Raw genomic sequence first — 23007 nt, forward strand, 5'->3', positions numbered from 1 at the left:
ACGGACGTGCCGACTCGACATTCCCCGCCTCGGCCGCCCCATCGAGGCGGGACCTGACCGCCCCACCGAGGCGGGGCCTGACCGCCCCACTAAGGCGGGACCCGGCTGACTCGTGTCCGTGCCGCGTCGTAGAGTGAAGACATGAGTGAGCCCGTCGATCGCCTCCCGCAGACCCGGAAGTCCTATGACTCAGCCGTCTTCGAACACCCGGACACCGCACCCTTGGACCTGCTGCGTCACTGGTACGACGAGGCGGCCGACCATGTCCGCGAACCGAATGCGATGACCGTCTCGACTCTCGACGAGTGGGGCCCGAGCTCGCGCATCGTCCTGCTCAAAGGCCTCGACGAGCGCGGACTCCTGTTCTTCACCGACTACGACTCCGCGAAGGGCCGGCAGCTGCAGGCCGACCCCCGCATCGCCGTGAACTTCCCGTGGCAGGACATGGAACGGCAGGTCCGCATCCGCGGCCTCGCCGAGGTGGCCGCCCCCGAGGACTCGGACGCGTACTTCGCCGTGCGCCCCCGTGGATCGCAGATCGGGGCGACCGTGTCCAAGCAGTCCCAGCCGGTGACGGGCCGCGAGCAGATGCAGGCCGAATACAATGCAGCGACGGCCGAGCTCGAGGGTCAGGATGTGCCGCGGCCCGATCATTGGGGCGGATTCCGCGTGCGCGTCTTCGAGATCGAATTCTGGCAGGGCCAGCAGAATCGGTTCCACGACCGGTGGGTCTTCCGCCGCGCCGACGGCAGTCACGAAACGGCCGACCTCGACGACGCCTCGGCCTGGGAGGTCGTCCGCCTCTACCCCTGAGGCCTGCCTGCACACAAGCCCTATACATACAAAGGAGTATCCATGGCCGAGACATCAGCCACCCAGTACGGACCCGACGCCGTCTTCGATAACCTCATCGGCGGCGCACGGGTGCCCAGCGACGACCGGTCGACGAATACGAACCCGTCCGACCCGTCCGATGTGATCGGCCGGTACGCCCGCGCGGATGCCGCCACGGTCGCCTCGGCGATCGCTGCCGCCCGCGCTGCCGCCCCCGCCTGGGCGGACCTCGGCTCACAGCAGCGATTCGCGATCCTCGACAAGGCCGGCAGCCTCATCGCCGAACGCGCCGATGAACTCGGCGATCTGCTCGCCCGGGAAGAGGGCAAACAGCTCGCCGAAGCCAAGGGCGAGGTGCTGCGCGCTTCCCAGATCTTCAAGTTCTTCGCCGGCGAGACCATCCGCAACACCGGTGAGGTCGTGGACTCGGTCCGCCCCGGACTCATTGCCGAGATGACGCACGAGCCCATCGGCGTCATCGGCATCATCACCCCGTGGAACTTCCCGATCGCCATCCCGGCCTGGAAGATCGCCCCGGCTCTGGCCTTCGGCAACACGATCGTATTCAAACCTGCCGAGCTCGTCCCCGCCAGTGCGTACGCACTGGTCGATATCCTCGCCGAGGCGGGACTGCCCGATGGGGTCCTCAACCTCGTCATGGGGCCGGGCTCCGTGGTTGGGGACGCACTGACCACCTCGGCGAAGGTCGACGCCGTGACCTTCACCGGATCCGTCGCCGTCGGACGGTCCGTCATCGCATCGGCTGCGGCCCACCAGATCAGAGTGCAGTGCGAAATGGGCGGGAAGAATCCGCTCGTCGTGCTCGGCGACGCCGACCTCGAAGCGGCCGCCGAGGCCGCGATCAACGGAGCCTTCTTCTCCACCGGCCAGCGCTGCACCGCGTCCTCCCGCCTCATCGTCACCTCCGGTGTCCACGACGAATTCGTCGCGCTGCTCAAGGAGAAGATGGCGGCGCTGACCGTCGGAGACGCCCGAGCCGAGGGCGTCGCCATCGGACCCGTGGTCTCCAAGACCCAGCTCGACCAGGACCTCGATTGCATCGCCAAGGCCCGAGCCGAAGGCGGGGAGGTCACCGGCGGTGAGCTCATCGATTCGGACACGGAGGGGTACTTCCTCGCGCCCGCACTCGTCACGGGCACGAAGCCGGGCGACACGATCAACGTCGAAGAGGTCTTCGGTCCGGTCGCCTCGGTGATCGAGGTCGCCGACTACGACGAAGCGCTGGCCGTGGCCAACGACACCGAGTTCGGACTGTCCGCGGGCATCTTCACGACCTCCCTGAAATATTCGACCCACTTCAAGCGTTACGCCGATGCCGGGATGGTCATGGTCAATGCTCCGACTGCAGGAGTGGATTATCACGTGTCCTTCGGCGGACGGAAAGGGTCGAGCTATGGTCCCCGCGAACAGGCTCGGGCGGCACGCGAGTTCTTCACAGTGCACAAGACGACCTACACGAACGCGGGCTGAGCCGGGCGGTGCGAATTCTTCCCGAGCGGGCAGATGCAGACCCCGGTCGAGCCGTCAGGCGCTGACCGAGGTCGCCTCCGGGACGGGGCGAATCCTCGAATCACGGGAATTGCTGAACGCACGATAGGATTGGGGCAGATCGCAACGGCCGCGAACGGGTTCGCCTGTGCGGGGCGGGGCAGGGTCGGAACGACCCGAAATGGTGACAACGCCTGAAACGGTCGAAACGACCTGAAGACGAAGAGTGGAGTGGCTGGTCAGAAGTGAACGACCTCATTGATACAACCGAGATGTACCTCAAATCGATCATCGAGCTCGAAGAACAGTCGATCGTGCCTTTGCGTGCCCGCATCGCCGAGCGCCTGGACCATTCCGGCCCCACCGTGTCACAGACCGTGGCGCGGATGGAGCGCGACGGACTGCTCCACGTCGGCAACGACCGCCATCTCGAGCTCACTCCGGAGGGCCGACGGATCGCCACCGACGTCATGCGCAAGCACCGCCTGGCCGAGCGTCTCCTCTCCGATGTCGTCGGACTCGAATGGGAACTCGTCCACGACGAGGCCTGCCGCTGGGAGCACGTGATGAGCGAGCAGGTCGAGCGCAAGCTCGTGACGCTGCTCTCGGAGACCTCCACCGGGCCCTACGGCAACCCGATCCCCGGACTCGACGTCATCGGCGGCGAGGCCTCGAAGACCACCGACGTCATCGACCTCGCCACGGCAGTCGGCCGGGACGGTGCGAAGAAGCTGACGATCGCTTGGCTGGCCGAACCCCTGCAGGTCGATATCCATCTGCTTCAGCAGTTCCAGGTCGCCGGCGTCCTGCCGGGCAGCGACGTCGAAATCTCTCGCAACGGCGAATACATCACCGTGCAGGTGCCCGGCGCGCAGGACGTACTCGACCTGCCGGTCGAGACCGCCTCGCACGTCTTCGCCTACCGAAGCTGAGACGCCCAGAGGCCTCCGCCGATAGCGGCGAGACTGAGTCTCGGTAACGGGACGAGAGGGCGTTTCGGTGACGGCAGCGCTGTGTCTCGATAACGACGAGACCGAGCAACGGTAACGAAAGAGCGGGTGCCCGAACCCCGATTCGTTACAAATGACTGTGATCTCTGACCCAGGGAGTGGATTTTCCACCCCTGGGTCACGTCGTATAACGAGAAAATGTTACGAATATTTTACGCCGTTTAGGGCCTCTGACCTGCGTTTTTATGGAAAACATCACGGTTTTCCTCCGGTGGTTGTGACAAAAACGTGACAATCAGTCACCGATTGGTTACAGTTGTGGAGGTCGTTCACGCAATGACGACTGCACAGCGAGAACCGAACGCCGCGCTCGCTGTGGGATACCAAGGACCAAGAGCGGCGGTTGGCCCGGAAAGCCAATAGGTGCGAGAGGGAAAACGTGGCAACTAAGCAGCATGGCCGCCGCGCCGCCGATGCCAAGGTCAAGACTCCACTGACCGAACTCACTGAACTTCTGAACGCCAACTCAGGCGTCTTCGGCCGTCGCGCAGCAGTTGTCGCTGCCAGCGGTGGTCTGCTGACCGCCGCAGTGATGCCGGCCGCCGGTCAGGGAGCCGACGACCAGAGCAAGGTCTCCGCAGAAGCCGAGACCACCCAGAAGGTCGATTTCGAGAACCAGACCGTCACCATCGGCGACGACTCGAAGGACAAGAAGGACGACAAGAAGTCCGATTCCTTCGGTGTCGAGAGCAAGGCCATCACCGCTGAAGCTGCTCCGAAGCCCAAGCCGAAGCCCAAGCCGGTCGAAACCTCCACTCCCTCCTCCGACGAATCCGCCGGAACCTCCGACGACACCGCCAACAGCGGATCGTCCGATTCGGGCGAGTCCGACTCCAAGGACTCGGGATCCATCGACGGATCCAAGGCCGAGCAGGTCCTCGCCTGGGCCCAGAAGGGCGTCGGAACCCCCTACGTCATGGGCGGAACCAGCCAGAACGGCTGGGACTGCTCCGGCTATACCTCGTGGGTCTACAGCCACGTCGGCGTGAACCTGCCCCGCACCTCCGGTGCACAGAAGGGTGCAGGCCAGATCGTCTCGCAGTCCGAAGCCAAGCCCGGTGACCTCATCTGGCACCCCGGCCACGTCGGCATCTACGCCGGTGGCGGACAGATGTACGATGCCGGTTCGCCGAGCTCGGGAACCTCGAAGCGCAGCTACAGCTGGATGGGCAACGTCACTTTCATCCGCGTTCTCTGATCTTCTTTCCGATTGCTCCCCGTGAGACTCGACGGTCCTCGAGTCGCACGGGGAGCTTTCGTATGCCCGGAAACTTCGGGCGCATATCGCACCTACCAGATTCGGTGAACGGAAACCGAAGTTTCCGTGACGCTAGCCGTATGAATTGGGTCACGGGCGCGCGCGGCGTTACTCTGGAGAAGATTGAGTTCCATAAATGGTGGACACCAAGTGGTGTCAACCGCTGATGCGAAGGAAAGCGGATGGGGCATAGTCGAATAATTCGAATAGCCGCTCCAGTCTCTGGTGCGGAGTACATATCTGTCTCCGTGCCCTCTTTCCCAGGCGTCGTGCCCATGAGCACGGCGCCTTTTGTGTTCCCTGGGGCCGGGGCAGCCGGTTTCGGCCCGATAGAGAAGAAGATGAGGGGCGAGATATGAAGACTCTCGTGCTGAACGCCGGTTATGAACCGCTGTCGATCGTTCCGTTCACACGAGCCGTGGTGCTCGTGCTGACCGGAAAGGCGACAGTTCTGGCCGCAGAGGACATTCCGGTGAGATCCGAGCACATGAGTCTCGATCAGCCCTCCGTCATCCTGCTCACCCGCTATGTGCGCCCGCCGAGCAACCGCCGCGTCTCGCTCTCCCGTCGCGGAGTCCTGCGTCGGGACGGCCACCGCTGCGCCTATTGCTCGAAACCGGCGTACACCGTCGACCACGTCGTCCCACGGTCTCGCGGAGGAGCGAACACCTGGGAGAATCTCGTCGCGTGCTGCCGCGAATGCAACAATCGCAAGGGCAATCGCACTCTCAGTGAGATCGGCTGGAAGCTCAGCTTCCTGCCGCAGGAGCCCCGCCTGGGTCAGCTGTGGATGCGTGGGATCGACAAGCCCGTCGAGAAGTGGCGACCATTCCTCGAATACTCCAGCGCTGCTTGACAACAGCTCCAGCGCCGCCTGAAAACGGGCCATCGTCCCAGATAGGGGACCGTGTTGTCCATATGTTGGCGCAATTCGGATAACGATGTGACATAGGTGAAGTTCTCACCGTCAATGTGCTCTAGGGTGGACGAAACAGAAGTTCGCTTCGACCCAAGGAGCTTGCGATGAGTGAGCAGGATCGCCCACAGAACCCCGACCCGGCCCCGGCCGGTGAGCCCGAAGCCGTCATCGTCGGAATCGACGGTTCGCCGCCGAGCCGCAATGCCCTGGCCTGGGCGATCCAAGAGGCACGCTCCCTGGACCGTCCGATCCGCCTCGTCGGCGCCTACACGATCCCGAGCGTGGCCGCGGCCGCCATCGACGTGTCCTATGTGCCCATCGACGACAGCTCGATCCGTGCGGCCGTGACGAACACGCTCAAGGAGGCCGCCGCCGAGGTGAAGGCCGCCGGTGTTCCCGTCGAGGCGGTCATCGAGATCGGAGACGCCGCCGGTGTGCTCATCGACGAATCGAAGACCGGCTGCCTCACCGTCGTCGGCTCCCGCGGGCGCGGCGGCTTCGCCGGTCGTCTCCTCGGCACGGTCTCGAGCGCTCTGCCGGCGCACTCCGCATGCCCGACAGTCGTCGTCCCCTCCTGCTGGGACAACCAGGCCGAGCGCCCCGCGCACCCGACCTCGTCGCGGCCGATCCGACAGGACGGCGTCGAGGTCGAAACCCACGACCCCAATGCCGAGTCGATCGAAGGTCTGCGCTTCGACGGGAAGGTCGTCGTCGGCGTCGACTCCCTCGGCGCCGAATCCCCGGCGCTGTGGAAGGCGGCCCGATTGGCTGTGCGCCGTGGCTCACCGCTGCACATCGTCGCCGTGATCACCACAACGGTCATCGGTCCCGAGTGGCTGCCGAGCACCGCCGACCTCGAACGCCTCGTCAACGAGGGCGCGGACAAACTCGTCGTCGCCAAACAGCGGCTGGCCGAAGAGTTCCCTGATCTCGACGTCACGTGGACGCTCTTCGACGGCCAGCCCGCCGAGGTGCTCGTCCGAGCCTCTGACACGGCCGAAGTGCTCGTCATCGGCTCGCGTGGCCGCGGCGGATTCGCCGGCCTCCTGCTCGGTTCGACCTCGCAGTCGGTGCTGCCGTACTCGCAGTGCCCGACGATGGTCGTCCGCGTCGCCCGCGATCACGGTCGCCGCAAGAGCAACGAGGCCCCGGCAGAGCCTGGCCTCTAGACCCCGCCTGAGTCCGTGAATCCCGATCACGAGGAGCGGATCATTCAGGCCGGAAGACGATCACCGAGGCGGCCGATCGATACGATCGGCCGCCTCGGCGATGGTGGGTCTGGGCGACATCGGCAAGTGGATCTTGCTCGGACAGGTGGTTCTGGCGCCCCCGGGCAGATTCGAACTGCCGACACCCGCTTTAGGAGAGCGGTGCTCTATCCCCTGAGCTACGGGGGCCAGGTGGTCGTCCTCAACCACGATCACCCAGTGTAGCGTAGAAGAAACCTCACTGTTCCACGGTGTGCCAGCACCTATTATGGACAGTTTCTCGTTAGGGTCGAATTGTGTCGGATTCCGTTAGAGACGAACAGTTCCCAGAACTCGGAGATGTCTTCGCCGAGTGGAAGAAGCAGGCTGCCCATCTGGGCGGTCGCGACACCATGCTTCATTTCCGGGACTCCCGTGACGGAAGCATCGACCTCTCCGGCGCTCACCCCTCCGGCCTGGCACAGCTGCTGGCCGGTCGCGCCACCCGACTCTCCAGCCTCATCCGCGACCACGACATCCTCACGGACGCGCGTCGGCGTGCGAAATCCATCCGGTCGAAGGCAGAGCAGCTCGATAACGAACGCGGCATCCGCACCGCCCACCTGGCGCTCGGATTCGCTTCGTGGACGGAGAAGGACGCGAAGTTCAAGTTCAACGCCCCCGTCGTCATGCGCCACATCACGCTGGTGCCTCGTGGGTCCCGAGTCGAGGACTACGAGATCGTGCTCGACAACGAGATCACGATCAACCCCGCTCTCGTCCAGCATCTGCGCGAGGAATACGACCTCGACGTGCCCGTCGACGAATGGGTCGACGCGACCGGCGGACCGCACGGCTTCGACCCGGGCCCGGCTCTCGACCGCCTGCGCGATCTGGGGCAGAACGTGCCCGGTCTGCGGATCAACCACCGCCTGATCATCTCGACGTTCGCGAACATCGCAAACCCGTTCTCTACCGACTACCTGCCTACCCAGCATCCCGTTCTGCGGGCGCTGGCCGGTGACGAGGACGTGCGTGCCTCCCTCGGCGGGCCCTCGTATGTGCCGCAGCCGGGCGTGCTCCCGGACGAGAAGATCGCCGCCGCCGAGAAGGCCGAAGCCGAGCAGAAGCGAGCCGAAGCGAAGAGAGTCGCCGGCGTCGCCGGTGCCGCCGAGTCCGCAGACAAGGACACCGAACCCGCAGGCGGCGAGAAGTCGGCGCCTGAAGCGACCTCCGCGGACGCAGCGAAGTCAGGAGCTGAGACCAAGACTGCGGAAACGGCAGAAGGCGACCCCGCCGAGGATGCTGCTGAGTCTGCTGTTGAGTCGGCAACCAGCGGCGAGAAGACCGGTGAGAAAGCTGCGTACGAGAAGCCTGCGGCCGAGAATGCTTCGTCCGAGGCAGCTGCCGGTGCCGCTGATGCAGCGGATGCCGATGCCGATGAGGACTACGGTCAGCCGACCGTGCCGATCACCGACGAACCACTCGATGCCGCAGAGCCGGTCACTGCCGCCGAGTCCGCCGTCGACACGACCACCGACGACGAGAAGACGTCGACCGATGCCGAAGCTGTATCGGCGACCAAGTCTGAGAAGACAGCACCCGCGGCTGAAGCCGACGGTGAAGACGTCGTACCCGCTGCGCTTCAGGAGCCGATCACCCCTCTTCCCGACCGGAAGCCGCAGGAGGAATTCCTCGTCATCGACGTCGACGGTGACCAGCAGGCCGTCGTCGACGCTGCCGTGTCCGGTCACTCCGTCGTCGTCGACACCCCGCCCGGAACCGGTGCCACCCAGGTTGCCGTCGCCGTGGCCACCACACTGGCACACACCGGCAAGAGCGTCCTCTTCCTCGCGCAGACCTCCGATGCGCTCGACGATTTCTCTGCTCGCCTCGGCGAGGTCGGACTCTCCGACTTCGCGGTCGACACCCGCGCTGGTTCGGAAGACATCCGCAAACAGCTCATCGGTCTCATCGCCTCGGCAGAGAAGTCCGAACGCCCGGACCTGTCCCACCTGCTGACCGAACTCAACGAACAGCGGGCGACCCTGGCCGACCACGTCTCCTCCCTGCACCGCAGGCGCAAGCCGTGGGACGTCTCCGTCTACGAAACCATGCAGCACCTCGCCGAACTGACCTCCGGTGATGACTCCCCGCAGACACCGGTGCGCTTCGATGACGATATCCTCGGCGCCAGCGACGACCGCCGGAACATCCTGCGCGGCAAACTCGGTGAACTCGCCGGACTGGGTGCTTTCACCCTCGATGTCGAAGACACCGTCTGGTTCGGAGCCGATCTCAAATCCGTCGAAGAAGCCGAAGCCGCACGCACCGTGGCCGAACGCATCGGTCGGATGATCCCCGACCTCGTCGCTGCCACCGAACCGGTGCTGCAGAAGGCGAAACTCAATCCGCGCCGCAATGTCGACGACTGGTCCCGCGCCGTCCGCGTGCTCCTGCGCGTGCGCAAGACGCTCGACAACTTCGCACCCGACATCTACGACCACCGCCTCGATGACCTCATCGCCGCCACCGGCACACCCGAATACCGGGCCGATGTCGGCGTCGAGATTGGCATGATGCAGCGCCGTCGACTGAAGAAATCGGCCGCGGAGTTCCTCCGGCCCGGCGCCGAGGTGCCTGACCTCCACGAGGCACTCATCGACGTCCGCGCCCAGCGGGTCATCCTTTCGGACCTCGCCGGACATGACGGCCGCCCGCAGATCCCGCGCGGCGTCCTCGAAGCCGACGAGATCCTCCAGAGCGTGGAAGCCGATATGGCCAAGCTCGCCCCGATCCTCGAGACGACGCCGGACGGCGGGGACCTCGGATCGATGCTCATCGAGGAACTTCAGGCACGTGCCGAAGCGATGGGCAGCGATTCGGAGAACCTCGCCGATCTGCCCGAACGGTCCCGCCTGCAGCGTGAACTCGACGGCGAGGGCCTCGGCGATCTCATGGCCGATCTGCGCAGGCGCAAGGTCGACGAGTCACTCGTCGGCCCCGAGTTCGACCTCGCATATTGGGCCTCCGTACTGCAGACCATGGCCGGTGAAGATCCTGCGATCGGTCGCCACGACGGTGCCGCTCTCCACCAGGTGGCCGAAGGCTTCCGCGAGAACGACCGCGCCTTCGTCGCTGCCGGTGCCTCCCGACTGCGCTACAACCATGCGCAGGCATGGAAGCGCGGAATCGAATCCGACCCGATCGCCGCCGGAGTCATCAAACAGGAGCTGCTGTCGAAGCACACTTCGACGAAGCGGATCTCCACGCAGGCACCCGAACTGCTGACGACTCTGGCCCCGGTGTGGATGGGCAGCCCGTACACGGTGCCCGAACTCTTCTCCGCTCTGCCTCTCTTCGATGCGGTCGTCATCGCCGATGCCGGACGGCTCTCGGTCGCCGATGTCGTTCCCGGAATCACCCGAGCCCGTCAGGTCATCTCCCTCGGAGACTCCCGCCTGCTCGGACCGCGCCCGTTCTCGATCGCGGTCGATCGCTTCGGCATGGACGACGGGAAACATCCCCGCTCGGTGCAGGACCGCCTCGGCGAGTTCCTGCCGCGGATGCGACTGTCGAACTCCTACCGCTTATCCCCGGTCGGGCTCATCGACCTGGCCAACCGGCACTTCTACGATTCGACGATTTCGACGCTGCCGACCGCGCATACCGGTGAGGGCAGCGGCCTCGAATTCTCCTATGTCGCCGACGGCAGGGGCCCCACGGACATCGGGACCGGTCGGGTCGAGAGCCCCGACGCCGAGGTCAAACGCGTCGTCGATCTGGTGCTCAAGCACGCGCGGAATCGGTCGCGGGAGTCATTGGCCGTCGTCGCGCTCACCCCGCATCATGCGCAGCGAGTGGCTACGGCGATCTCGCGGGCGATGAAGGATCTGCCGTATGTGGCGGCGTTCTTCAACGATTCTTCGAAGGAACCATTCGTCGTCACCGACGCCGAACGCGTCCAGGGCATGTCGCGCGATGCCGTGATCTTCACCCTCGGCTATGGCCGCACCGTCCACGGTCGCGTCATCCACGACTTCGGTCCGCTGTCCGGGCCGGATGGTCGTCGCATCCTCGCGGCCACGATGACGCGGGCCAGGAAGCGGCTGACCCTGGTCTCGAGCATCGAGGCCGAGGACTTCGACCGCAGCAAACTCAACGGTGGAGCGGTCATGCTCCCGCAGCTGCTCGAGGAGGTCGCGACCGGCGGCGTCCACCAGCCCGGACCGCACGGCGAGATCTACGATCCGCTGTTCAATGACATCGCCGACCGGCTGCTGCAGCTCGGCGTCGTCGCTCACGAACACTACAACGGCATCGACCTGGCCGTGGCGAACTCCACCGAGGACGAGCACGGAATGATCATCGCCGTCGCCGGTGACGGACCCGAATACGCGTCGATGCGCAGCCTGCGCCAGCGGGACCGGGTGCTGCCCGAACAGCTGAGCCGCCGAGGCTGGAAGTTCATGCGCGTGTGGTCGACCGATGCGTTCGTCGACCCGCAGACCGAGACCGAGAAGATCTTCGAGACCTGGCGTGCCACCGTGGAGACGATGAGCCCGCAGGCCGTTCTCAATGCGGCGCGTGCCGCCTCGGTGGTCGTCGGCCGCACCGGCAGCCGACCGAAGCTCGTGCCCGGTCTGCCGATGCACAAGTACTCCGCCGAAGGCCTCGATCAGATGATCGACTGGATCCAGTCGGATGCGGTCGTGCGCGGCGACGGTGAGATCAAGGACCTGCTGCGCACCGCGCTGGCGCAGAAGGGCAACTCGAGCCGCGGCGATTCCCAGCTGCAGGCCGCCGTGGACCGCTACCGCGAACGCCATGCGCAGGCGAAGAAAGTCACGGGCGCTGAGGTGTTCATCCCACGGTCGAACTCGACTGGACCCGTCGAAGACGACATCCTGCCGACCTTCGACACCGGTAAGATCCGTGCCGATGAGCTCCGCTCCGCCGGCCTCGTGCAGACCGCAAGCAATGACCAGGTCCCCGAGGCGGCCGACGAGCTCGCCCACGCTGATTCGGTTGATGCGGGGTCCGACCGCGCCGGGGACGACGGTGCAGGTTCGTCCGCGGAGGCAACTGCCACGCACGACGCTGGGGCCGCCAGCGCGGCTGGGGCCGAGTCCGCAGACTCGGATTCGGCCGACGAGGATTCGACCGCCGCTGACTTTGGCGGGTCGGATTCGGCCGAGGCGGAGTCGGGGGAGTCGGAGTCGGCTGAATCCGGGACGGACGGGACCGCCTCGGCGAAGTCGGGGTCGAAGAACGACGATGCCTGACCGGCCCGCCGGCAGCGAGGATGCTGATTGCGACCGAGAGGCTGGCGGCAGCGACCGAGAAACGGTTGATCCCAGCGTCAGCGGGTCGAACACTGCACTGGACGAGCCACTGCACGGCGGCGGCGAGTCCGGCGCTGAGCCGGTACAGCCATCACATGGCGACGGCGAGGCCGAAACTGATGAGTCTCGGAGGGCCCGGGTCGAAGCGGCGAAGCGTCGATATCGAGCGACTCTGCGCAATGAAGCCGACTCCGGTGGCGGCGGCTTCAGCGAGGACTACTACCGTTCGCAGAAGCCCCCGCACTGGTCATAGCTCCTGATCCGTCTGGTGGCTTCGATCTGACCGGGCATCTCCCCGCCCTTTACGGTCGGTCAATAGCGCCCGATCGGTCTCAGATAGCCCGATAGGTTTCAGACGGGCCGATAGGTTTCAAGCGGGCTGGAGAGGTTTCAGACATGAAGAAGGCCCGCTCTCGGATGCGAGCGGGCCTTCTTTGCGATCGGCTGGTGATCAGTGCCGCGGAGGCTGGTTCGGATCGATCGGACCGTCGGTGGCGGGACCTTCGGCGGGTCCGGCAGGCGAGGCAACCTGGTTGCGCAGGATCTCGCGGATGTCGCCGAGCAGATCCTCGGTGGTCGGAGGAACTTCTTCTTCGGGAGCTCCGCGCTTGCGCAGCTCGTTGAGCTTGTTCATCGGCACGATGATGATGAAGTAGACGATGGCGGCCACGATGAGGAAGTTGATGGCCGCAGTGATGACCGCACCGATATCAAGGGTGGCCTCGGGCACGCCTTCCTTGAGCGGGATCTGCAGGGCCGGTCCCTCAGCACCACCGACAGCGGCGATGAGCGGGTTGATGATCTTGTCGGAGAAGGCGGTGACGATGGCGGTGAAAGCGCCGCCGATGATGACCGCTGTTGCGAGTTCGACGACATTCCCCTGGAGAATGAAGTCTCTGAATCCCTTAAGCATTAGAGAAACCCTCTCGGTGTGTGTTCACTGAAATGCTGTTATCGAATAGCTCAATTACGTTCCAATAGTACACATGGGTAACTCATTGTCAGCAGAAATGTTCTGCGAGTCTGATCATCGTATTGACGCTTCGGGTAATCGATGTGATGCTCCGGGTAGTCGGAACGCAGTGATGAATGCCGGTCAGGTGAACGCAGACGTCTCCGACTACCGCAGATCAGCAGGGCGAACGGCCCGGCGATGGCATGGTTCAGCGAGGGAGGATTGCAAAGCTGATGGGGAGTCCGGCGAACTCGGCGACACGCCCGGCGTCATCGGCGGAGAGGATCACGGAAACAAGTTGTCCTGACTCCGCGGCTATTCCTTCGGGTTTGTCGACGAGGCGGGCGATCGTCACTTTCTCGACGACGACTTCCGACCCGCCATCGGGCAGGGACGAGAAGAGTCGGATCTTCTGCCCCGGTTGGAGCAGTGCCGCCGAGGCGTCATCGGCCAGACGGATCGGCATGAGCAGATCGCGACTGCCTTTGGGCAGCGCCTGCTGATCGAGAACGATCGACGAGGTCAGAGGTGACCCCTTCGACAACCCCGCCGAGGTGGCCCGTCCCTTCACCTCTTCAACGGACCTGAATGCCTTGTCGGGGACGAGGTCGGAAGGGAACTGAGTGAGAGTGAGGTCCTGGGCCTTGAGCTCGGTTCCGGGCGCCAGGTCCGACTTCGCGACGACGATCGCCGTTCCTGCGCTGCTCGGTGTGAGCACCCAGACGGCAAGAGCGCAGGCGCACGCGAGGCAGACGGCGGCGAGGATGCGCTGCGGCCGAATGCGAGACGGCCGTGACCAGCTAGAAGACGAGGACCGGATGCGGTGGAAGATGCCCATGCCGCCGAGTCTGCGGCGGTGCGCGGCCCGCAGCAAGGGTACGGTACTTGCCTGTGGACAGTTCGTGCCGTCCACAGGCGATTGGTGTCTGAGTGACGAGAGCCGGTTCGTCGCGGCATTCGGTCGGCTGGCGGCTGAGGTGAATCACCTGTAGGTGCCGGCTGTCAGCTGGCGGCTGGGAAGTGTCAGCTGGCGACCGGCGTCGCTCAGCTTGCGGCTGGGGTGCTCGCTGCCGAGGAGCTGCTCGATGACGAAGTCGACGTGCTGGAGGATTCCTTCGACGACGAGCTCGAGGACTCCTTCGAGGAGGAGTCTGAACTCGAGGAGCTGACGGTGCTCGACTTGCTCGAGCGGGAGTCAGTGGCGTAGAAGCCGGATCCCTTGAAGCTGATGCCCACGGCGCCGAAGACCTTCTTCAGGCGGCCCTGGCATTCCGGGCAGACGGTGAGCGAGTCATCGCTGAAGTCCTGATGAATATCAAAGGCGTGACCACAGCTCTTGCAGGCGTAGGAGTAGACGGGCATTCGAGACCTTTCTTCGACGACAAGATTATAGTGCACGTCGGAACCTCCCCGGAGCACCGGTCCGGGATATGCACAAGGTTATCCACATATCAACATGCGCGAGTGGGTGCTGATTCCCGACGATCAGGCCGTGAAGATGTGAGTTCCGTCGTCGGTGACGGCCTCCGGGATGCGCAGGTCCCAGACTTCTGCGGCGAGACCCTTGAGATTGAGCTCGTAGGCGAAGCACACCCCGACAACGCGGGGACCCGAGCCAGGAGCTGCCGAACCAGAAGCTGCCGAACCATTGCGTTCCGAACCAGGGGGCTCGGAACCAGGGGGCTCGGAACCAGGAAGTCCCGATCCGAAAACGCCCGACCCGAGAGGCTCGGCCCCGTGCGGGCCGAAGGTCCTGTCGTAGAAGCCGCCTCCGTTTCCCAGCCGAGCACCATCGGTGCCGAAGCCCAGGGCGGGGACGAAGACGAGGTCGAGGCCGATCGTGGGGGAGAGCAGCTGGGCGGCGGTGAGCAGCTCACCATCCCGGGCCGGTTCGCGGATTCCCCATCGGCCCTGCGGTCTCAGGCTGGCCATTGAACCAGTGACCTGGCCGAACATCAAAGGTTCGCCCACCTTGGTGACGACGGGCAGGTAGACGGTGCCGCCGGATGCGAGAAACTGATCGAGTGCCGGGTCGAGGTCCGGCTCTCCGGGCAGCGCCGCATAGGCAAGAAGGGAACGAACCGGTGTTTCTCGGATGAGGTTCCACGCAGCGGCCGCCACCGTCCCCGCAGCCGCCGTGGTCCCCGGAGTCGCCTCGATGAGGGAGCGGTCTGCGCGAGCGGCGCGGATGCGGGACCGCAGCTGCGCCTTCGAAGTTTGTGAGTCCACGCATTTCAGACTAACCGGGGTTGGCGGATTCGTTAAGATGACTTCATGAGTGATGAAGCGCAGCGCACCGTTCGCAAGGCCGTGATCCCCGTCGCCGGTCTCGGAACTCGGTTCCTCCCCGCCACGAAAGCCACCCCCAAAGAGATGCTCCCGGTCGTCGATAAGCCGGCGATCCAGTACGTCATCGAGGAAGCCGTCGATGCCGGTCTGCAGGACGTTCTCATGATCACCGGTCGGAACAAGCGGCCGCTGGAGGATCATTTCGACCGGGTTGACGGGCTCGAGGCAGCGCTCGCGCAGAAGGGCGACGACAAGAAGCTCGCCGCGGTGCGCCATCCCTCGGAACTCGCTGATATCCACTATGTGCGCCAGGGCGACCCCAAGGGACTCGGCCATGCCGTGCTCAAGGGGCGTCAGCATGTGGGCAATGAGCCGTTCGCGGTCCTCCTCGGTGATGACCTCATCGATGAGCGCAGCCCGATCCTGCCGAAGATGATCGAGGTCGCGGAGAAGACCGGCGGCAGTGTCGTCGCCCTCATGGAGGTTCCGCCCGAGGCGATCCACCTCTACGGCTGTGCCGCCGTCGAGTCCACTGCCGACGACGAGGTCGTCAAGGTCACCGACCTCGTCGAGAAGCCCGCCACCGAGGATGCTCCGTCGAATCTCGCCATCATCGGCCGCTACGTGCTGGCGCCGGAGATCTTCGATGTCCTCGAGACGACGAAGCCGGGACGCGGCAACGAGATCCAGCTCACCGATGCCCTGCAGGAGCTCGCCGGAGACGACGAGGGCCACGGCGTCTACGGAGTCGTGTTCAAGGGCGCCCGCTACGACACGGGAGACAAGCTCGACTACCTCAAGGCCGTTGTGCAGATCGCTTGCGACCGGGAGGACCTCGGCGACGATCTCAAAGCGTGGCTGCGCGAGTTCGTGCCGACGCTGGACTGAGCGCCGACACGGCTCCGAGCCGACCGTCCTGGTTCAGCCCGTCCGGGCAGACCGACCTTGATCCCGAGAGCGAGGGCAGCCGTGTGTGGCCTGTCATCCTGACTGATCGACAGTCCGATATCGTGCTGCGACCGCTGCGCCGCCGCGACGAAGAGGCCTGGCGAGAGGTCCGCCGATTCAACCGCGACTGGCTGCGCCCGTGGGATGCGACCCTGCCTGCGCCGGGCCAGGAGCTGCCGGGGTTCCGCACGATGGTGCGGATGCAGGACAAACAGGCCAAACGCGGGCAGACCGTGCCGTTCGCCATCGAGGTCGACGGGAACTTCCGCGGACAGATCACCGTATCGGGACTGAGCTGGGGTTCGATCCTGTCCGGGCAGATCGGTTACTGGATCGACTCGCGCGTGGCCGGGCGCGGTATCACCCCGGTCGCCGTGGCGATGGCCGCCGACCACTGCTTCTTCGCCCTCGGACTCCATCGCATCGAAATCAACATCCGCCCGGAGAACACCGCGAGCCTGCGCGTGGTCGAGAAGCTGGGTCTGCGCGATGAGGGGCTGCGCGAGAAGTACATGCACATCGATGGGCAGTGGTGCGACCACCGCACCTTCGCCCTCCTCGCCGAGGAGGTCCCTCAGGGTCTGCTGGCCGCATACAGGCACGGCACCGGCGGGTGGTAGGCGCGAACCGGGGACGTCCAGCCGCCGCCTGGGAATTCGGTGAACTTCGCCCTAGTTTGACCGACACACCTCGCGTCTTCACGACTTCCCTGATGCCTGCAACTTAGGGTGGCATTGTGGACACCAGCATCATCGTCGTCATCGCCATCGTCGTGGTCTTCGCCGTTGCTGTGCCCGCAATGATTCGGAAGTCCGCGACGGATCTCTCGCGCGTCGAAATCGACACGGTTCCGGACAATGCGGCCGTCGTCTCCGCCGAGACAGCCATCCCCGGGCACGACCATTCGGAGCGCATCCAGGTCTTCCACGACAAACCTCGGAAGGTGCCGTCGGTTCCGACCCCGGACGTCTCACAGGAAGTCGAGGCCCCGAAGCTGAGTCTCTCGGCCTCCACTCCCGAGCTCGCCGTCATCGACGGTCACGCCGAAGCACACACCATCACCGAGGCTGCCGAGCACGCCCAGCTCAACGTCCTTCCCGTTGCGGTCGGTGAAACTTACTCCTCCCTGTCCGCCGACCATGCGGCCGTCGGTCGCGGTGTTGTCGTTTCCAGCGTAGGCGTCGGTACTGACACAGGTGTTCGTGCAGGCGCTGCCTCTGACAATGTGCGACTGCTCCACCCCGCGGTCCATGCCGTCTTCAACGACAGCGGCCGCTCCGTCGGGCCGTCGGACAGACAGGGCCGTTCGCCACAGGCCCATCCGCCGCACTCGACCGGCGCGGGGCACAAGGCGTCGACGAGCCGGATGGCTTCGGCCGGCGCCGGTCCAGCTCCTCACGGAGGCGGACCACGTGAAGGCCGGTCCCGGACGGGACGCGGCGGCCACCTCGGCGAGGGGATGGCCGGCACAGATGGACAGAACCGACAGATTTCCAATCCGACCATCGGAACCGATGAGGAACATGCGATGACCGAGCAAGCCACGACCCTGCGGGAGTCACTGAAGTCGCTGAACACTATGGTCAGGGGCTTCTCCCTGGTCTTCCTCGCCTCGGTTCTCGGCATCCTTGTGTCAAGTGTGCTCGCGGCCTTCTCGGTCGTGCACATCGCTTTGGCCGGTGTCTTCCTCGGGCTCGCGGTCGTCACTCTCTTCCTCGTGCGCACGCTCAATCTGCGCAAGCGCGAGACGAAGAAGAAGCTGCGACGTTTGCAGGAGACCGCACGGTCACGGTCAGCGGGCCAGCCGAAGCGTGCCGCTGAGCCGGAGCACGCCGCCAAGGTCGAGCGTGCCGCCGAGCCGAAATCGGCCGAACCGTCGACTGCCACGGCACGACAGACTGCCTCCTCACGACCGACTGCCTCGGCCAAGACGACGACAAGCGCACAGGCTGCAACTGGATCGCAGACGACAGCTCGCACGGGCGCGAAGTCCGCGAAGTCGCAGACCGTTCCGGTCAAGCAGCAGCCTCGCACGGCCCCGGCATCGACCTCGAGCGGAACCGCTGCCCGGATCGCCGCGGCCGCCCAGGGCACAAGCGCGGCGGCGAAGGCCGCGCAGGCTCGCGCTGCGATGAACCGCTCCGCCGCGGCGAAGAAGTCCCGCGAAGAGGCCGACACCGGAGAGATCCCGCTCGTGCGCATCCGCAAGGAAGCCGCCGAGGGCCACAGCACGCGCCAGGTCCTCCTCACCGGACCGATCCCGGTCGTGAAGGAGAACGCCACCGCAGACGGTGACGCGACTTCCGCCGAGGTGGCCGCCGGCTCGGAGGCCGCCTCGACGTCGGGCACCGTCGTGACCGCGGAATCAACGTCGACGGCAGAGCCGAAGGCGACGGGTACCAACATCGACCGCGAGAACGATGCCGACGCCGCCTCGGCGACGTCTGCAGAAAAGGCTCGGACCGAGTCCACCAAGACCCCGGTCTCGCTCGGAGCCGACCTCCTCACTGAGACCGAAACCGTCGCAGATGCGGCCGGTCGAAAGGAAGTCGATGCGGATGTGCACGCTGCACTTGATGCGGCGGCTCGCACGGTCGATGACCCGTTCATGCAACGCCTGAAATCGCGCGACGGCTGGTCGCCGACCCCGCTGCCGGTGCCCAGCTATGTCGACGCACCCGAAGCCGAGCATCCGATGCCCTCGGCATCGGCGGCCGATGCCAGCTCGTACGAAACCGAGGCCCGCAGCCGTGAAGATATCGCGGCTCAGTTCGCCGAAGAGCTCGGCTACCGGCCGGAACTCAGCGACTCCGCCCGCGAGGAAGGACCCCTTGGCCACGGGCGCAAGGCGATCCGGACGACGAAGGCCGCCGACCTCGGTGCCGTCAACGACGTTCTCGCTCGCCGGCGCGCGTGAAGCCCCGAAGCCTCTGAAGCGAGGTCCGCAAGGATTTCGCGAGGCCGACGCAGACGCCCGTACACTCCGGCGGGCTTCTGCGTACCAGGGTTACGGTGACCACGAGGGTTTGTCGCTGGCAGTCCAGTTCACGACAGATAGCACCCGTTTGAAAGCGTGCTGTCTGCCATGGAGGGTGCCGCCAGCGATCAGGCGCTGAAGACCGACCAGCAGATCGCGTCGCGTCGTGCCTGATCTTCCAGCACGAGTTCGCGGACTTCATTTGGCAGCCGGTCGCGCTGCCAGTCGCGTTCGCCGAGACCGGCCCCAAGGTCCTTCCCCGATGCCCCTCGGGCCGCTTTGATCGCGTAGGCCGCTGCACCGAGGTTGTGCTCGGCGACGTGTCCGACGCAGGCTGCCTGTCCCGCCGCATAAGCGGCGAATCGGGCGGGTCCACGCAGGGGTCGTGCCGCACCCATGGCATGACCGCCGAGGGCGCGAGCCTCCATCATCGGCATTTCACCGGCTGCCCACGCCCGGGCGGCGGCAATGGCTTCGCGAGGTCGTTCATCCTCGGGGCAGACGGCTTCGAAGAACGGCAGGACGTGTTCGGCGCAGTCGGCGGCCCACAGCGCGAGAAGGTGGTGGACGGCATCGGTGAGGGAGCCGCCTCGGCGAATCGTGATCATCCGGGGATCACGGACCTCCGGCAGGATCACAGGCACCGGCCGAGAATCGACAACGGTCGCGAGCGGCGAAGCGTGCAGGCGTTCACAGTTGCCGATTGTCGTGGCCCCTCCGGTCGGTGCCTGACCCCAGCGCATCGGCAACCGTGGACGGAGACTGACCGGCGACGTGCGTTTTCCCTGGTGGACACGGGCCGCTCAGTCGTCATCGGCCGTGCTAGATTGCTCAGCGGCGATCACGCGAGGGCGGCCAGCAGGAGGCCGAAGACGAGTTCAGGGGAGAATCCGATGGCCGATATCGAAGACCAGGTGAGAGCTGAACCTGACGTGGGACGGCGTGCACGCCGTGCGGCTGCTGGGTCGTTCATCGGCGCCGTCGTCGAATGGTACGACTTCCTGCTCTACGGGATCGTCGCAGCTCTGGTCTTCGGCGAGCTCTTCTTCCCCGGTTACAGTGACCGGGCGGGCACGCTCGCGGCGTTCGCGACCTTCGGCGTCGGATTCATCTTCCGCCCGCTCGGCGGAATCATCTTCGGCCACTTCGGCGACCGCCTCGGGCGCAAGTCCATGCTCATCTGGACGATGACGATCATGGGCGTGGCGACCGCCCTCATCGGTTGTCTGCCGACCTACCAGGCGATCGGCTGGCTGGCACCGGCACTGCTCGTCCTGCTGCGCTGCATCCAGGGCGTGGCGGTCGGCGGAGAATGGGGAGGCGCCGCGCTCATGGCCGTCGAAAGCGCACCGCCGAAGCTGCGCGCCTTCTACTCCAGCGGGGTTCAGGTCGGCTATTCGGTCGGCTTGCTGCTGGCCACCGGACTCGTCGCCATCCTCAGCGGCGGACTGACCTACGAAGGCTTCCTGGCTTGGGGATGGCGGATCCCGTTCCTCGCCAGCGCCGGCCTCGTCCTGGTCGGGCTGTGGATCCGTTCCGGTGTCGCCGAATCCGAAGAATATGTGGAGCGAGTGAAGAACGCGGACGAGGACAAAGTCGCCAAACTGCCGATCCTCGAGGCCTTCAAGCGATTCCCCGCACAGATCGCACAAATCGTCGGACTGCGGTTCATCGAGCTTCTGACTATGTACATCGTCACCACCTTCGCGCTGTCGTATGCGACGGACGAGCTCGGTCTCGACAGGCAGTTTATGCTCAACATCACGCTGCTCGTCGGCGGACTGGGAATCGTCACGATTCCTGCCTTCGCCTACCTCTCTGATCGGTACGGACGTCTGCGCGTCTATCTCACCGGCGGAGTCATCGGACTGCTCAGCGCGATCCCGTTCTTCCTCGCACTGGAATCGGGAAGCACGATTGCCGTCGTGATCTTCGCCGTGCTGCTGGTCAATATCGCTCACGACGCGGTCGTCAGCGTCCAGCAGCCGCTGTTCGCCGAAATGTTCAGCCCCGAGTTCCGTTACAGCGGAGCGGGCGTCGGCTACCAGCTGGCCAGCGCGCTGGCCGGCGGCTTCACTCCGTTCATCGCCACCTACCTCGTCGGAGTCGGCGACGGCAGCTGGTACCTCGTCGGTGCCTACCTCGCAGCGGGCTGTCTGGTCTCGATCTCCGTCGCCGCCTACCTTGCGAAGAAGGGACGACGCACCGCCAGTGCCTGATCACCTCGGTGCTGACTGACGGCACTGTTGCTCCAGTGCGTTACGTCAGGCCGAGCGCAATTGGTAAGGCCGAGGCGGTTGTGGGTGCAGCGGTGTGGGGTGTGGCCCGGTCACCGCGAAGTGGTGAGGCGGTCCCGGGCGTTGGATAGCGGTCAGTCATCGAGGCCGCGCGACATCATCGACAGCGAAGCATGAGCCAGCGCACTCGCAGCGATGAGCTGACGATTGGACATTGTGATGCCGCGGATCACGCTCAGGCAGACCCTGTCGCGGCTGTGCTCGATGCTGATCGGGCGGACATGAGTCTGAGCGATTGGAGCAATGGCCCGGCACTGGGCAACGATCGAATCGACGGTGACCGGGTATCCGCCCGCATCGACCATTGCGACAACACGGGCCAGTGCATTCCTCGCCGCCGATTCCTCATCGGGCCAGCCGAGGCGATCGATCACCTCGGAGACCAGATCATCGAAGCGGTCAGGGGTGGGGGAGGCTGCGGTCGGATGTCCTCTAGAGGCCTGCAGGGCGAACGGCGGGGAACCCGGTGCGCGCTGCGCCGAGGCGGGCAGTCCGGAATTCCCGCGCAAGGCGAGCTCCTGGCATACGCCCATCAGCTCGATCGTCGGCAGCGATTCGTCGTCAATGGCGCGGGTGAGTTCAGCGATGTCGGCGATTGGGGTGGCCAGCTCCTCGCGCAGCCAGCGGATGAGCACCAGCCGGTGCAGATGCGCCTCGTCGTAGACGGCCGTCGTCGCATTCTCCTTCTGTCCAGGCGGCAGAAGCCCCTCGTGGATGTAGTACTTGATACTCGCCGCCGAGACGCCGGCGGCCTTTGCCAATGCGCTGAGCTTCACTGTGCCCCTACTTCTGCAGGTTGCTTCTGCAGGTTTCATCCTCGACGACGGTGAATGGATAGTGGAAGCGGCGTTCACTATCCACGTTGCCACACTTGGTTAGTGAAACTATCTTAATGACATGTTCTCACTCTTCATCGCCATCCATGCCATCGCCGCCACGGGTGTCGTCCTGCTGGGACCCATCCAGATCATCCGCCGCACCAAGGACCGCAAGCACCGTTTCATCGGACGGTCCTGGGTCATTCTCATGTACTTCGTGTGCACCAGCGGAATGTTCATCTACTCGCTCACCGGTTCCTTCACGCTCTTCCACGCCCTGGCGATCTGGATCTTCATCTCCACCACGCTCAGCGTCATCGCGATCCGCCGTGGCAATGTCCGCCGCCACATCGGAATGATGGTCGGCTCCTATCTGGGTGCACTGATCGCAGGCATCTTTGCCGCTGCAGTCCCCGGACGAGAGATCCCACAGCTGGCAGTCAGTGACCCAGGACTGCTGTGGTCACTCGTCGCCGCGGTCATCGTGGCAGTCACCGCCTGGGCGATCTTCGTCCTGCGCTTCGTCTCCGGACACGACCGTCAACAGGAGATCGTCGAGAGCGCGAACATCGTGGGCAATGCAGAAGAAGGCGCCAGCGGCGAACCGCTGACGCCCGCGAAATTAAGCGAAGCAGGCCCGGTCACTGCGTAATGACGACTC

General features: G+C 65.2%; 18 protein-coding genes and 1 tRNA gene. 12 read left to right on the forward strand and 7 right to left on the reverse strand.

All coding sequences use genetic code 11. From position 1 onward, the window contains the following. Window positions 1-141: 141 nt before the first annotated feature. The 6 genes from pdxH (at window position 142) to KTJ89_RS08955 (ending at window position 6699) form a co-directional block, all read left to right on the forward strand. Window positions 142-813, forward strand: coding sequence for a pyridoxamine 5'-phosphate oxidase (pdxH, locus tag KTJ89_RS08930; protein WP_259357430.1), 672 nt, complete (start codon window positions 142-144; stop codon window positions 811-813). A 42-nt stretch (window positions 814-855) separates the two neighbouring features. Then, window positions 856-2325, forward strand: coding sequence for an aldehyde dehydrogenase family protein (locus KTJ89_RS08935; RefSeq protein WP_259357431.1), 1470 nt, complete (start codon window positions 856-858; stop codon window positions 2323-2325). A 263-nt stretch (window positions 2326-2588) separates the two neighbouring features. After that, window positions 2589-3275 (forward strand): iron-dependent transcriptional repressor DtxR, encoded by a 687-nt coding sequence (locus tag KTJ89_RS08940; protein WP_139908932.1) that lies wholly within the window; start codon window positions 2589-2591, stop codon window positions 3273-3275. A 457-nt stretch (window positions 3276-3732) separates the two neighbouring features. After that, a complete protein-coding gene (locus KTJ89_RS08945) occupies window positions 3733-4551 on the forward strand; it encodes a C40 family peptidase (protein WP_259357432.1) in 819 nt (272 codons plus the stop codon). 415 nt (window positions 4552-4966) lie between these two features. Next, window positions 4967-5467 carry an HNH endonuclease gene (locus KTJ89_RS08950; protein WP_139468172.1) on the forward strand — a complete coding sequence of 167 codons (501 nt, stop codon included), beginning with the start codon at window positions 4967-4969 and terminating at the stop codon, window positions 5465-5467. 167 nt (window positions 5468-5634) lie between these two features. Further along, window positions 5635-6699, forward strand: coding sequence for a universal stress protein (locus KTJ89_RS08955; RefSeq protein WP_139468173.1), 1065 nt, complete (start codon window positions 5635-5637; stop codon window positions 6697-6699). Between the two features lie 152 nt (window positions 6700-6851). Here KTJ89_RS08955 and KTJ89_RS08960 read toward each other — a convergent pair. Continuing rightward, a tRNA-Arg gene (locus KTJ89_RS08960) sits at window positions 6852-6927 on the reverse strand. 107 nt (window positions 6928-7034) lie between these two features. Here KTJ89_RS08960 and KTJ89_RS08965 point away from each other — a divergent pair. Then, window positions 7035-12002, forward strand: a complete 4968-nt coding sequence (locus KTJ89_RS08965; RefSeq protein WP_259357433.1) for a PDDEXK-like endonuclease domain-containing protein — start codon at window positions 7035-7037, stop codon at window positions 12000-12002. Between the two features lie 511 nt (window positions 12003-12513). Here KTJ89_RS08965 and mscL read toward each other — a convergent pair. The 4 genes from mscL to KTJ89_RS08985 form a co-directional block, all read right to left on the reverse strand. Continuing rightward, on the reverse strand, window positions 12514-12975 hold the full coding sequence (gene mscL / locus KTJ89_RS08970) for a large conductance mechanosensitive channel protein MscL (RefSeq protein ID WP_062862383.1): 462 nt from the start codon (window positions 12973-12975) through the stop codon (window positions 12514-12516). Window positions 12976-13225: 250 nt separating this feature from the next. Further along, window positions 13226-13855, reverse strand: a complete 630-nt coding sequence (locus tag KTJ89_RS08975; RefSeq protein WP_181270718.1) for an SAF domain-containing protein — start codon at window positions 13853-13855, stop codon at window positions 13226-13228. A gap of 206 nt (window positions 13856-14061) precedes the next feature. Next, entirely contained in the window at window positions 14062-14379 is a 318-nt protein-coding gene (locus tag KTJ89_RS08980) for an FmdB family zinc ribbon protein (RefSeq protein ID WP_139468176.1), read from the reverse strand. A 123-nt stretch (window positions 14380-14502) separates the two neighbouring features. Beyond that, window positions 14503-15246, reverse strand: coding sequence for a 5-formyltetrahydrofolate cyclo-ligase (locus tag KTJ89_RS08985; RefSeq protein ID WP_259357434.1), 744 nt, complete (start codon window positions 15244-15246; stop codon window positions 14503-14505). Window positions 15247-15291: 45 nt separating this feature from the next. On the opposite strand from KTJ89_RS08985, the gene galU reads away from it, so the two are divergent. The 3 genes from galU to KTJ89_RS09000 all read left to right on the forward strand — a co-directional run bounded on the left by galU (window position 15292) and on the right by KTJ89_RS09000 (window position 19171). Then, entirely contained in the window at window positions 15292-16194 is a 903-nt protein-coding gene (gene galU, locus KTJ89_RS08990) for a UTP--glucose-1-phosphate uridylyltransferase GalU (protein WP_139908928.1), read from the forward strand. An 83-nt stretch (window positions 16195-16277) separates the two neighbouring features. After that, window positions 16278-16874, forward strand: a complete 597-nt coding sequence (locus tag KTJ89_RS08995; protein WP_139468299.1) for a GNAT family N-acetyltransferase — start codon at window positions 16278-16280, stop codon at window positions 16872-16874. Window positions 16875-16990: 116 nt separating this feature from the next. Beyond that, window positions 16991-19171: a hypothetical protein gene (locus KTJ89_RS09000; RefSeq protein ID WP_259357435.1), complete on the forward strand. Its 2181-nt coding sequence runs from the start codon at window positions 16991-16993 to the stop codon at window positions 19169-19171. A 188-nt stretch (window positions 19172-19359) separates the two neighbouring features. Here KTJ89_RS09000 and KTJ89_RS09005 read toward each other — a convergent pair whose 3' ends face one another. Further along, on the reverse strand, window positions 19360-19869 hold the full coding sequence (locus KTJ89_RS09005; RefSeq protein ID WP_259357607.1) for a putative immunity protein: 510 nt from the start codon (window positions 19867-19869) through the stop codon (window positions 19360-19362). Window positions 19870-20124: 255 nt separating this feature from the next. Here KTJ89_RS09005 and shiA point away from each other — a divergent pair, with 255 nt between their 5' ends. Continuing rightward, window positions 20125-21450: a shikimate transporter gene (shiA, locus tag KTJ89_RS09010; RefSeq protein ID WP_259357436.1), complete on the forward strand. Its 1326-nt coding sequence runs from the start codon at window positions 20125-20127 to the stop codon at window positions 21448-21450. A 152-nt stretch (window positions 21451-21602) separates the two neighbouring features. On the opposite strand, the gene KTJ89_RS09015 is transcribed toward shiA, so the two are convergent. Continuing rightward, window positions 21603-22304 (reverse strand): MerR family transcriptional regulator, encoded by a 702-nt coding sequence (locus KTJ89_RS09015; RefSeq protein WP_259357437.1) that lies wholly within the window; start codon window positions 22302-22304, stop codon window positions 21603-21605. Window positions 22305-22425: 121 nt separating this feature from the next. Between KTJ89_RS09015 and KTJ89_RS09020 the strand changes: the two genes are divergently transcribed. Then, on the forward strand, window positions 22426-22998 hold the full coding sequence (locus tag KTJ89_RS09020) for a DUF2306 domain-containing protein (RefSeq protein ID WP_259357438.1): 573 nt from the start codon (window positions 22426-22428) through the stop codon (window positions 22996-22998). Window positions 22999-23007 lie beyond the last annotated feature (9 nt).

Source organism: Brevibacterium sediminis (assembly GCF_024895295.1).
Lineage (GTDB): Bacteria > Actinomycetota > Actinomycetes > Actinomycetales > Brevibacteriaceae > Brevibacterium > Brevibacterium sediminis.